8 protein-coding genes are annotated in these 12,774 nt (G+C 69.2%); 2 read left to right on the plus strand and 6 right to left on the minus strand.

What is annotated here, in order from left to right; all coding sequences use genetic code 11:
- Positions 1–78 precede the first annotated feature (78 nt).
- Both B4E96_RS03585 and B4E96_RS03590 read left to right on the plus strand, forming a co-directional pair.
- Positions 79–4,077, plus strand: a complete 3,999-nt coding sequence (locus B4E96_RS03585) for a Pls/PosA family non-ribosomal peptide synthetase (protein WP_286956442.1) — start codon at positions 79–81, stop codon at positions 4,075–4,077.
- A complete protein-coding gene (locus B4E96_RS03590; protein WP_286956400.1) occupies positions 4,074–5,381 on the plus strand; it encodes a M1 family metallopeptidase in 1,308 nt (435 codons plus the stop codon). The genes B4E96_RS03585 and B4E96_RS03590 overlap by 4 nt, the downstream gene beginning before the upstream one ends.
- Before the next feature lie 32 nt (positions 5,382–5,413).
- On the opposite strand, the gene B4E96_RS03595 is transcribed toward B4E96_RS03590, so the two are convergent.
- From B4E96_RS03595 to B4E96_RS03620, 6 genes are all read right to left on the minus strand, one after another.
- On the minus strand, positions 5,414–5,908 hold the full coding sequence (locus B4E96_RS03595; RefSeq protein WP_165882679.1) for a GNAT family N-acetyltransferase: 495 nt from the start codon (positions 5,906–5,908) through the stop codon (positions 5,414–5,416).
- A 76-nt stretch (positions 5,909–5,984) separates the two neighbouring features.
- Positions 5,985–7,358 carry an MATE family efflux transporter gene (locus B4E96_RS03600; protein WP_414632660.1) on the minus strand — a complete coding sequence of 458 codons (1,374 nt, stop codon included), beginning with the start codon at positions 7,356–7,358 and terminating at the stop codon, positions 5,985–5,987.
- A gap of 76 nt (positions 7,359–7,434) precedes the next feature.
- The gene (locus tag B4E96_RS03605) at positions 7,435–9,108 is read right to left on the minus strand and encodes a class I adenylate-forming enzyme family protein (protein ID WP_286956402.1); all 1,674 of its coding nucleotides are present in this window, start codon (positions 9,106–9,108) and stop codon (positions 7,435–7,437) included.
- A gap of 83 nt (positions 9,109–9,191) precedes the next feature.
- A complete protein-coding gene (locus B4E96_RS03610) occupies positions 9,192–10,391 on the minus strand; it encodes an acetyl-CoA C-acyltransferase (protein ID WP_102160604.1) in 1,200 nt (399 codons plus the stop codon).
- Positions 10,392–10,449: 58 nt separating this feature from the next.
- Positions 10,450–11,586, minus strand: coding sequence for an acyl-CoA dehydrogenase family protein (locus B4E96_RS03615; protein ID WP_286956403.1), 1,137 nt, complete (start codon positions 11,584–11,586; stop codon positions 10,450–10,452).
- Positions 11,583–12,770: an acyl-CoA dehydrogenase family protein gene (locus tag B4E96_RS03620; RefSeq protein WP_102160608.1), complete on the minus strand. Its 1,188-nt coding sequence runs from the start codon at positions 12,768–12,770 to the stop codon at positions 11,583–11,585. Before B4E96_RS03620 ends, B4E96_RS03615 begins: the two co-directional genes overlap by 4 nt.
- Between the last annotated feature and the right edge of the window lie 4 nt (positions 12,771–12,774).

Genomic DNA, 12,774 nt, shown 5'->3' on the forward strand with positions numbered 1-12,774 from the left:
CCGGCCCGGTGCTCCCGCGCTGCCACCCGGCCACGGGCTAGGATTCACTCAGAGCCCGTCTGAGCCCGGAGGAACCACATCATCGTGCATGCACCGCAGTTCCCGGGAGCGCACCTCGCTGCCCGTGAACGCACGCTCATCGACATCCTCATCGACGTCGCAGCCCAGCACCCCGAAGCACCAGCCCTTGACGACGGTGTGCGCTCCATCAGCTACACCCAGCTGCTGGAGGCGATGCGCGACTTCGGCCACCAGCTCCACGCCGCCGGTGTCGGCCCCGGCGACAAGGTCGGCGTGCGCGTCCCCTCAGGCACCCTCGACCTCTACATTGCGATCCTCTCGACCCTCATGATCGGCGCAGCCTACGTCCCCGTCGACGTCGACGACCCGGATGAGCGGGCCGCCACCGTGTTCTCCGAAGCCGCCGTCACTGCGATCGTCACCGCCGGGCTGCAGATCGAGTCGCGCCGCGACCCCGCGACCGAGGCGGTGCCCGCCCTGCGTGCCCCGGAGCCTGATGATGACTGCTGGGTGATCTTCACCTCCGGTTCGACCGGCAAACCCAAGGGCGTGGCCGTCACCCACCGCTCAGCTGCCGCCTTCGTCGACGCCGAAGCGCGGATCTTCTGCCAAGACGAGCCGATCGGCCCCGGCGACCGGGTGCTCGCAGGCCTCTCGGTGGCCTTCGATGCCAGCTGCGAGGAGATGTGGCTGGCCTGGGCGCACGGTGCCTGTCTCGTGCCCGCCCCGCGCGCACTTGTGAAGTCCGGCATGGATCTCGGCCCCTGGCTGGCCGGCCGGCGCATCAGCATCGTCTCGACCGTGCCCACCCTGGCGGCCCTGTGGCCGGCCGAGACGCTTGAAAGCGTCCGGCTGCTCATCTTCGGCGGCGAGGCCTGCCCACCGGAGCTCGCCCAGCGGCTGTCCGATGGCACCCGCGAGGTGTGGAACACCTATGGGCCGACCGAGGCGACCGTCGTCGCCTGCGCCGCCCCGCTCGGCGGGCCCGGTCCGGTGCGCATCGGCCTGCCGCTCGACGGCTGGGACCTCGCCATCGTCGACTCCGAGGGCATCCCGGTTGCCGAAGGCGAGACCGGTGAGCTCATCATCGGCGGCGTCGGCCTGGCCCGCTACCTCGACCCGGCCAAGGATGCCGAGAAGTACGCACCCATGCCCACCCTCGGCTGGCAGCGCGCCTACCGCTCCGGCGACCTCGTCGTCAACGACCCGGCCGGGCTGCTGTTCGTCGGCCGCGCCGATGAGCAGATCAAGCTCGGCGGCCGCCGCATCGAACTCGGTGAGATCGACGCCGCCCTCCAGGCGCTGCCCGGTGTCGCCGGCGGAGCTGCCGCAGTCAAGGACACCCCGGCTGGCACCCAGCTGCTCATCGGCTATCTCGCTCCAGCCGACACCTCGGCGCCGGCGCCCCTGACCGGCTGGGAGGCACAGCTGCGCGAGGTGCTGCCACCGGCGCTCGTCCCCCGCCTGGCGGTCGTCGACACGCTGCCGACGAAGACCTCGGGCAAGGTCGACCGCAATGCTCTGCCGTGGCCGTTGGAGGAGATCCTCGATGACGACTCCGGGGAGGCCGTGCCCGAGGAGGCCGCCTGGATCGCCGAGCAGTGGCAGGCCGTCCTCGGCGGCCGGCCCGGCATGGACACCGACTTCTTCACCGCCGGCGGCGGCTCGCTGGCTGCCGCCCAGCTCGTCTCCCGGCTGCGCGCCCGCCACACCTCGATCACCGTCGGCGATGTCTACTCCCGGCCGCGCTTCGGTGCACTGGCCGAACTCTGCCTGGGCGAAGAGGGCGCCGCCAGCCCCGTCGCCGGCCGGCACCGGGACGTCACCCGCACCCGCCGGTCGATGCAGTGGCTGCAGACCCTGCTCGGCATGCTGCTGCACATCCTGGCCGGCATGCGCTGGGTCGTCCTCGTCATGGCCGGTGCCAACCTCGCCGCCTGGCAGGGCGCTCCGCTCATCACCACCCCGTGGTGGCTCATCATCGCCCTGTGGCTCGTGTTCGTCTCCGGCTGGGGCCGGATGCTCGTCTCGGCTCTCGCCGCCCGCGCCCTCATGGCAGGTGTGAAACCCGGGGTGTATCCGCGTTCGGGCAGCGTGCACCTGAGGCTCTGGCTGGCCGAGAGCATCCAGGACCTCGCCGCCGCCGTCTCGGTCGCCAACGCCCCCTGGGTGACGTGGTATGCCCGGCTGCTGGGCAACAAGATCGGCCGCGACGTCGACATGCACACCATCCCGCCGGTCACCGGCCTGCTGACGATCGCCCGCGGTGCGGCCGTCGAACCCGAAGTCGACCTCAAGGGCTGGTGGGTCGACGGCGACCTGCTGCGCATCGGCACCATCGACATCGGCCGCGACGCCACCGTCGGGGCACGCTCAACACTCATGCCCGGCACCCGCATCGGCCAAGACGCCCACGTCGAACCCGGCTCGGCAGTGACCGGGAAGGTGCGCAAGAACCAGGTGTTCTCCGGCTCACCGGCCGTGCGCATCGGCAAGAAGAAGCGCACCTGGCCCGACCCGCCCGACCGGCGTGCGCGCACGCCATTCCTGTTCTACGCCCTCGGCTCCCAGCTGCACGCCCTCATCCCCTACATCGCACTCATCCCCGGGATCGCGCTCATGCTGGCACTCACCGGGCCCGAGGTGTTCGCCCAGCCGCTGACGCTGCTCGCCTGGGCACCAGTACAGGCGCTCGTCTGGTTCCTCACCACCGCACTGCTCGTCGTCGTCTCGGTGCGCACCTTAGCGATCGGGATGCGCGAGGGCCTGTTCCCGGTCCGGTCGATGATGGGCTTCAGGCTGTGGGCCACCGAGCGGATCCTCGATATGGCCCGCGACCTGCTCTTCCCGCTGTATGCCAGCCTGTTCACCCCGATCTGGCTGCGCATCCTGGGAGCGAAGGTCGGCCGCAACGTCGAAGTCTCCACCGTCCTGCTTGTGCCCTCGATGACGCAGATCGCCTCCGGGGCGTTCCTAGCCGATGACACGATGGTCGCCTCCTATGAGCTCGGCCACGGCTGGATGCGCATCGGCCGGGCCAAGGTCGGCAAACGCGCCTTCCTCGGCAACTCCGGCATCGCCGCAGCCGGACGCCGTGTGCCGAAGAACGCGCTTGTCGCCGTGCTCTCAGCCGCACCGATCAAGGCGAAGAAGGGCAGCTCGTGGATCGGCTCCCCGCCGGTCGAGCTGCGCCGCAGCGAAGTTGATGCCGATGAGGCACTGACCTACAACCCGCCTGTCCGCCTCAAGGTCGCCCGCGGCTGCTGGGAGGTGCTGCGCGGCCTGTCCGTCATCACCGCCGGGCTGCTCATCACCGGGCTGCTCATCACGCTCTACGGACTGCTCGCAGCCGGTGCCGCACTCGCCGAGGCGACCGGCGCCTCGGCAGCGGTGCTGGCACCCCTGACGCTCGTCATCGGCTCCGGTGTCGTCATGATGGCCGCAGGAGCTGTGGCCGCCGGGGTCGCGGTCATCGCCAAGTGGGTCTTCGTCGGCCGCACCGGGCCGAGTGAGCATCCGCTGTGGTCGAGCTTCATCTGGCGCAACGAGGTCGCCGACTGCTTCGTCGAGCTCATCGCCGCCCCGTGGTTCGCCCGCACCGCCGTCGGCACCCCGGCACTCGTGTGGTTCCTGCGCGCCCTCGGCGCCAAGATCGGCCACGGCGTGTGGTGTGAGACCTACTGGCTGCCTGAGGCCGATCTCGTGACCCTGTCCGACAACTCCACGGTCAACCGCGGCTGTGTCGTACAGACCCACCTGTTCCACGACCGGGTGATGTCCCTGGACACCGTCACCCTCGATGCGGGTGCCACACTCGGGCCCAACAGCGTCATCCTGCCAGCGGCCACGATCGGCCAGGCCGCCACCGTCGGGCCGACCTCGCTGGTCATGCGCGGGGAGTTCGTGCCCCCGCACGCCTACTTCTCCGGCAACCCCGTCGTCCCGTGGATCGACGCCCCGCCCCTGCCGGAGACCCCGCACCGGCCCGAACCGGCCGGCACAGAACGCACCACCTGCCCACCTGAGACCCCGACCGATTCCGAGGACGCCCGTTGACCGCTGTCGACTCCTACACACCTGACTCCGGCACCACCATGCTGCGGGTCGAGCACTACGACCTCACGCTCGACTACCGCATCGCCCCCAACCGGCTCGCCGGCCATGCGCGGCTGCGGGTCCGCCTGCTGGAGGACAGCAGCGCCTTCGAACTCGACCTGGCCGGCCTGCAGGTGTCCAAGGCGATCGTCGACGGCACCCGCGCCCGGTGGCGGCAGCGCGGACGCAAGCTCATCGTCCAGCCCCGCCGGGCCTATCAGCGCGGCAGCCTGGCCACCGTCGAGATCTCCTATGCCGGCAATCCGCAGCCGGCGATGGGCATGTGGGGTGATGTCGGCTGGGAGGAGCTGACCGACGGGGTGCTCGTCGCCGGTCAGCCCAACGGGGCGGCCACCTGGTTCCCGTGCAACGACCATCCTTCGAACAAGGCCGACTTCCGCATCTCGGTGCTCGTCGAATCGCCCTACACGGTCATCTCCAACGGCCGGCTCGTGAGCACCTCCCGCAAGGCCGGGCGCACCCGCTGGGTGTGGGAGTCCCAGGCGCCGCTGGCCCCGTACCTGGCGACCGTGCAGATCGGGCAGTACGAGACGACCGAGCTGGCACCGGCCCAGCGGCCGGGCCCGGTGCCGATGAGCATCGCCTGCTCACGCGGACTCCGGGAGCGCACCCAGCGTGCACTGGGCAAGCAGCACGACATGATGCGCATCTTCAGCGACTGGTTCGGCCCGTACCCCTTCGAGCACTACGGCGTCGTCATCACCGATGACGTCCTCGAGATCCCGCTGGAGTCCCAGCCGCTGTCGATCCTGGGACCGAACCACCTGGCCGCGACCTGGGAGGCCGAACGGCTCGTCGCCCACGAGATGGCCCATCAGTGGTTCGGCAATTCGCTCACCCTCACCCACTGGTCGGACATCTGGCTCAATGAGGGCTTCGCCTGCTACTCCGAATGGCTGTGGTCCCAGGCCGCCGGGCGCGGGCGCACCGATGAGCTCGCCCGCATCCACTGGGATCTGCTCGAGCGCCAGCGCCAGGACCTGGTGCTGGCCGACCCAGGCCCAGCCGATATGTTCGATGATCGGATCTACAAGCGCGGGGCGCTGACGCTTCACGCCCTGAGGCTGCACATCGGCGATGAGTGGTTCCGGCGGCTGCTGCGCGGCTGGACGCAGCGCTACCGACACGGTTACGTCACGACTGCCGACTTCCTCGCCCTTGCAGCCGAGGTCACCGGCTCCTCGGTCGCACCGATCGTCGACCCGTGGCTGTACGAGGAGAAGCTGCCGCAGCTGCCGAGCTGACCGGTCCCCCGCCGCACGCGCCGACGCTGGGCTCAGAGCTGTTTGAGCATGACATCGCCGTCGCCGGAGCGGCCGATGTCCGAGAATCCGAGCTGAGTGTAGAGGTGCTTGGACATGTTCCCGTCGGACACCGACAGGCTGAGCGCCGAATATCCCGAGACGGCCGCGAGCCGGCACAGCGTGTGCAGCAGCTGGCGGCCAGCACCCTTGGCCTGGAAATCCGGTGCCACAGCGATGGACACCTCGGGAATGTCATCGGCCACCCAGCCGAAACCGGGCGGATCGCTCAGCAGCCGGCACCAGGCCGCACCGACCGGCTGGTTCTCGTCATCCCAGGCGATGACGGCGATGTCACCGTCGCGGCCCCAGCCGTCGATGTAGGCGGTGAGCTGGTCGTCGGCTTCGATGACTGAGGCATCTCGCTCAGGGGCGCCGGGTGACCAGTTGATGCACTGCAGCAGGAAGGGCAGCAGCAGCTCGCGTGCTGCTTCCGGCGTGCGGTCTGCTGGCAGCGGTGTGATGTGCATGGATGTCCTCTCCGTCTTCGGCCTCCACCAGCGTAATCGCAGTCAGCGCGAAGTCTGTGCAGATTCCGTCTGCTGATCAGGAGCGTTCGGCAACCGCCTCGGCGCGGCGGATCCAGGCGTCGTTGCGGACCCGGAAGCCCAGGCCGAGTGCGCGCAGGGCGACGAACCCGATGCCGAAGCAGGCCCACAGCACCGTCGCCGTCGGCCACTGGGTGTAGATGAGCGCGAGGATGCCGCAGTAGCCGAGGAAGGCGGCCAGCTGCGCGAAGGCGAGGTAGCGGGCGTCTTCAGCACCCATGAGCACGCCGTCGAGGGTGAAGACGTACCCGGCGATCGGCATGCCGATGGCCAGCACGATGACGAGCGGGGTCAGCAGGCCGCGCACCTCCGGATCGGAGGTGAACACGAACCCGATGAGCGGTGAGACGGCGGCGAGGATGATGCCGACGAGGGCGCCGAAGCCGATCCCCCACTGGATGAGCCGCCGGTTGATCGCAGCCACCCGTTCGCGGTTGCGGTAGCCCAGCTGCAGGCCGATCATCGCCTGCCCGGCGATGGCGAGCGCATCGAGGACGAGGGCCAGGGAGTTGAACAGCGTCTGGATGATCTGGATCGCGGCCAGCTGGACGGTGCCCAGACTGGTGGCGAGCACGATGAGGACGATCATCGCTCCGCGCAGGGACATATTGCGCATGAGCAGCCAACCCGACGTGCGGGCTGAGGCGAGCACTCCGGACCAGTCCGGGCGGATCGGTGCGTGATGGCGGCGGGCGGCACGCACGGCGATGACGAGGTAGATCGAGCACATCCCGACATGCGCCATGACTGAGCCGAGTGCGGAGCCGGCCACGCCCATGCCGAGGCCGTAGATGAACAGCGCATTGAGACCGATGTTGGCGAGGAACCCGCCGACGGCGACGTAGAGCGGGGTCTTGGTGTCCTGCAGTCCGCGCAGCAGCCCGGTGGCGGCAATGACGGTGAGCATGAACGGCAGTCCCCACCAGGAGATCGCAAGATACGCATGGGCGCCGGCTGCCACCTCGGGCGTGGGGTTGAACCAGCTGATCGGCAGCTGAAGCAGCGGCAGTCCTGCTGCCAGCAGGATGAGCGAAGTCAGCAGCGCCAGCCAGATGCCGTCGAAGCCGGCGCCGATCGCTGCCGGGGTGTTGCCTTCGCCGAGTCTGCGGGCGACCCGCGGAGTGGTGGCGTAGGCGAGGAAGATCATGAGGCCGAGCACCGTCTGGATGATCGTCGAGGCGATCGCCAGCGCACCCAGCGATGCCGGTCCCAGGTGGCCGACCATCGCGGTGTCGGCGAGCAGGAAGACCGGCTCGGCGGCCAGCGCTCCGAGTGCCGGCAGCGCGAGGGCGAGGATCTCCTTGTCGAGGAAACGGTTGCGGGTGGTGATCGGTGGGGCCTTTCGACGGACGGTGGGGCTCGGACATGCCAAGAGGCGGATGCCGGGTGGCATCCGCCTCTTGATCATAGTCCCGCAGGTGTGTGCGGGAGCGGTTCGAGACTGTGACTCAGCTCGCCTCGCCGGAGGCCTGCTCGGCTCCGATGCGGCGCATCTCGCGGCGCAGGATCTTGCCCGAGGCGGTCTTGGGCAGCGCTTCGATGAAGTTGACGTGGCGCGGGGCCTTGTAGGAGGCCAGGTGCTCACGGCAGTAGGCGACGAGTTCGTCCTCGGTGGCCTCAGCGCCGGGCTGGAGGCTGACGAAGGCGGTGACGGATTCGCCGCGGTACTCATCGGGCACGCCGACGACGGCGGCTTCCAGCACGGCCGGGTGGGTGTAGAGGACGTCTTCGACCTCGCGCGGCCAGACCTTGAAGCCGGCGGCGTTGATCATGTCCTTCTTGCGGTCGACGATGAACACCCAGCCGTCTTCGTCCATGAATCCGACGTCGCCGGTCTTGAGCTCCCCGTCGGGGATCTCTGAGGCCGAGGCGCCGGGGTTGTTGATGTACTGGCTGACGACCATCGGGCCGCGCACGCAGATCTCGCCGACCTCGCGGGGGCCGAGTTCGTTGCCCTCGTCGTCGAGGACGCGCACGACGGTGTCGGGCACCGGCAGTCCGCAGGACAGGTTGCCGCTGTCGGGGTCGACTGGGGCGCGCATGCCCGGCGGGACGACGACGCACTGGGCGGTCGTCTCGGTCAGTCCGTAGCCCTGGCCGATGTAGTGGCCGGTGCGCTCCTCGAACTTCCGCACGATCGCATCGGGCAACGGCGCGCCGCCGGACATGAGCGACTTGAAGGAGTCGAAGGCATCGGTGTCGAAGGTCGGGTGTGCCAGCAGCGCCATGTACGCGGTGGCCGGGCCGGCCATGTACTGCGGCTTCTCGCGGCGGAAGATCTCCAGGGTGCTGGCCGGTTCGAACCGGTAGTTCATCGCCAGGGCCGCGCCGATGGCGACAGAGGCGATGAACTGGCAGACGAAGCCGGTGATGTGGAATACCGGTGCGAGGGTGAAGATGACGTCGTTTTCGTCCAGACCCTGGTGGATGCCCAGGGACAGGGAGTTGACGCTGACACCGCGGTGGGTCACCGCCGCGCCCTTCGACCGGCCGGAGGTGCCGGACGTGTAGCCGATGATGGCGGTGTCATCGGGGCTGAGCTCAGGGGCGGGCACCGAGCGGCCCTCGTTGGCCTTGACGACGTCGAGGAGCTCTTCGCAGCCGGTGTCGTAGTGGTCGGCGAAGATCCCGAAGATGCGCTCATCGTGCGTCGTCTGGAAGTCGGTGTCCTGACAGGTGAGCACCCATTCGAGGTCCTGGCTGTAGTTCTTGACCCGGTCGAGGTAGGCTGCAGCGGAGACGACGAGGCCGCGGATGCCGGAGTCGGCGAAGATGTGGCTGAGCTCGTCGCGGTACATCGGGTTGAGCGGCACCGGGATCGCACCGACCTTCCACGCCCCGAACACGGCGATGTGGTAGTGCGGGGTGTTCTGCAGGTACACGCCGATCCGGTCGCCCTTGCCGATGCCCTTGTCGGTCAGCCAGGCGGCGTAGGCGTCGGTCTGCCGATCGACCTCGGCCCATGTCGGTTCGTAGCCGAAGTAGGTGATGGCGCGGCGGTTGGGGAACTTCTCGACCGTCTCGCGCAGCAGCGCGTCACCGGTGGTGTGCGGGACGGGCTCATTGAGCTGGGACAGGTGGCTGTAGGTCTTGAGCCAGGGGCGGGTCTCCGAAATGCTCATCGTCTCTCCTCGGATCGTCATGTTCGGAATTCGGGGTGTGCCCGGCGGTCAGCGGTGACCGCCGGGCGCAGGCCGGCTGATGATCAGCAGACCTCGAAGAGCCCGGCGGCGCCCATGCCGCCGCCGATGCACATCGTGACGACGACGAACTTGGCGCCACGTCGCTTGCCTTCGATGAGGGCGTGGCCGGTGAGCCGGGCACCGGTCATGCCGTAGGGGTGGCCGACGGAGATGCCGCCGCCGTCGACGTTGTAGCGCTCGGGGTCGATGCCGAGGCGGTCGCGGCAGTACAGCGCCTGCACGGCGAAGGCTTCGTTGAGCTCCCACAGGTCGATGTCGTCGACACTCAGGCCGTGCTGGTCGAGCAGCTTCGGCACGGCGAAGACCGGGCCGATGCCCATCTCGTCCGGCTCGCAGCCGGCGACAGCCATGCCGCGGTAGATGCCCAGCGGTTCGAGTCCGCGGCGGGAGGCCTCGTCATCGGACATGAGGACAGCAGCCGAGGCGCCGTCGGAGAGCTGCGAGGCGTTGCCGGCGGTGATCGACGGGTGGGTGGAGGCGACACCGGGTTCGAGCACCGGGTTGAGGCTGGCGAGGCCCTCCAGGGTGGTCTGCGGGCGGTTGCCCTCGTCCTTGGTCAGGGTGACGGTCTTCTCGGAGATCTCCTTGGTCTCCTTGTCCTGGACCAGCTGCACGGACTCCAGCGGCACGATCTCCTCATCGAGGCGCCCGGCCTCCTGGGCAGCGGCGGTGCGCATCTGGGATTCGTAGGCGTAGGCGTCCTGGTCTTCGCGGGAGACTTCGTAGCGTTCGGCGACGACCTCGGCGGTGTGGAGCATCGGCAGGTACAGGCCCGGGATGTTCTCGACCAGCCACGGGTCCTTGGCGCGGAAGGTGTTCATCTTGTCGTTCTGGACGAGCGAGACCGATTCGACGCCGCCGCCGACGGCGATCTTCATCCCGTCGTGGATGATCTGCTTGGCAGCCGTCGCGATCGCCATGAGGCCCGAGGAGCACTGCCGGTCGAGCGTCATGCCCGACACGGTGACGGGCAGGCCGGCGCGCAGGGCGGCCTGGCGGGCGATGTTGCCGCTCTGGGAGCCCTGCTGGAGGGCCGCTCCGAGGATGACGTCGTCGACGTCGGCGCCCTCAATGCCAGCGCGCTCGACGGCATGGCGGATGGCGTGGCCGGCGAGTTCCTGCGGCTGGGTGTTGTTGAAGGCTCCGCGATAGGCCTTGCCGATCGGGGTGCGGGCGGTGGAGACGATGACTGCGTCTGTCATGGGTGTCCTTTCTGGATGACGAGGGGCGCCTCGCCAGTCTATTTCGTCTGTGTGATCCTCAGCACGTCGGAAGTTCGAGGAGTTCGGCCAGGGCTGCGCGGTTGGCAGCCGGGTGCCCGAGGATGAGTTCGCCGGCCTTGGCCCGCTTGAGCAGCAGGTGGACCGGATATTCCCAGGTCATGCCGTTGCCGCCGTGCAGCTGCACGGCTTCCTCGGCAGCCTGCACGGCGACTGGGGCGGTGTAGGCGAGCGCGGTGAGTGCGCAGATCTGGGCTTCGTGCAGGTCCTCTCCGCCGTGCTGCCAGTTCGCTGCCGTCTGGGCGGCGTAGGTGGCGGCGGCATCGGCCTGGCTGACGGCCAGCCAGAGATCGGCCAGCCGGTGCTTGATCGCCTGGTAGGAGCCGATCGCGCGGCCGAACTGCACGCGGGTGCGCACATAGTCCAGGGTCGTGGAGAACGCCTGGGCTGCGGTGCCGGCGAGTTCGGCCGCGAGCGCCACCTGCCCGGCCAGCGTCGCGGAGGTGGCCGCTGCCTCCGCCTCGGGCCCGGTGGCGATGACCCGTGCGGCAGCACCCTCGACGGTGACGTCGGCGAGCCTGCGGGTCTCATCGAGGCTGAGGAAAGGCGCGATACGAGCATCTGCCGGGTCGATGACGACGATCGTCGTGTCCTCCCCGCTGCCGATGACGGCGATGAGGTCATCAGCGCCGTCGGCTTCCATGACGCCTGCCACGGTGCCGCTGACGTGGACCGTCCCTGCATGCTCCGCGCCCGAGGCGTCACTCGCCTCAAGCCCGCTCGTCAGGGTGGAGCTGGTGGCGGGGAAGGCGACGGCGGCGTAGCGCTCACCGGCAGCCAGGGCGGCTGCCAGTTCGAAGTCCCCGGCGTGGGTGACGAGCGTGGTGGCGATGACGCCGGAGGTGAGGAAGCGCAGCGGTGCGGCATGCCGGCCGATCGCGTGGGCGACGACAGCGGCCTCGGCGAGGCTGGCGCCGGCTCCGCCGTCTGCTTCGGGCACGAGCAGCCCGGCAAGGCCGAGTTCGCGTGCCCACCCGTCGTTGAGCTCACGGGAGGCGACAGCTGGGTCGTCGTAGACCTCGGCGACGGTGCCGGGATCGCAGCGTTCGGTGAGGAACGCGCGCACGGTGCGCCTGAGGTCGGCGGCCAGCTCGGTTTCGAGCATCTCGATGGTCATTTGGGCAGGTCCTTAAACGGCAGGTCTTTGTCGGTGCGGTGTTCGCCGGGCAGGCCGAGGACGCGTTCGGCGATGATGTTGCGGATGATCTCGCTGGTCCCGCCTTCGATCGAGTTGCCTTTGGCGCGCAGGTACCGGTAGACCGGCGTGCGGCCGGTCATCGAGTAGTGCTCGGGCCGGCGCATCCCGTAGCTGTCGTGGCGCAGCCCGTCGACACCGCGCATGCGCACATCGAGAGCCGAGAGCTGCTGAGCGTTGCGGGCGAATGACAGCTTCGCACCCGAGCCTTCGGGTCCGGGCTGGCCGGCGGCGACCTGCTGGGCGGTGCGCTCTGCGAGCATCCGGGCGGTCTCGGACTCGACCCACAGGCGCATGAGCTCATCGTGCAACAGCGGGTCGCGGACCTCGGGCTGTTCGCGCCAGGCCTTCGTCACAACCCCGAGCATGCCGCCTTCCCGGGGTGCTCCCCCGCCGATGGCGACCCGTTCGTTATTCAGCGTCGTGTTCGCGATCTTCCAGCCCTCACCGGGCTCACCGAGCCGCATCGAGGCAGGCACGGGCACATCGGTGAGGAAGACTTCGTTGAACTCGGCCTCACCGGTGATCTGGCGCAGCCCACGGGTCTCGACACCGGGGGCGTGCATGTCGAGCAGGAAGTAGCTCAGCCCACGGTGCTTGGGCACACTCGGGTCGGTGCGGGCGATGAGGATCGCGAGATCGGCGTTGTGCGCTCCGGAGGTCCACACCTTCTGCCCGGTCACGCGGTAGGTGTCCCCGTCGAGGACGGCCTTCGTGGCGACGGCGGCGAGGTCGGAGCCGGCACCGGGTTCGCTGAAGAGCTGGCAGACGATCGTCTCGAGCGTGTAGATGCGTTTGAGCCACGTCTTCTGCTCATCAGTGCCGTAGCCGGCGATCGTCGGGGCGGCCATGCCGAAGCCGATCGCGTTGTCGTGCCGGTCTGGGCGGTGCAGTCCGGCGGCGTCGACGGCGGCATCGGCGTAGTCCTGCAGGCTCGCCGAGACGCCGAGGCCGCCTGCGCCTGGCGGGAAGTTCACCCAGGCCAGGCCGTGGTCGTAGAGCAGTCCGGCGTGCGCGGCCTTCGACTCGGCGTCGGCGCCGGTGAGCCCGGCGGCCGCGGCTGTGGCTGCCGCGACCGCCTCGTCGATGCGTGCGTGTTCGCTCACCGGA

The organism is Brevibacterium sp. UBA7493, assembly GCF_002479565.1.
Classification (GTDB): domain Bacteria; phylum Actinomycetota; class Actinomycetes; order Actinomycetales; family Brevibacteriaceae; genus Brevibacterium; species Brevibacterium luteolum.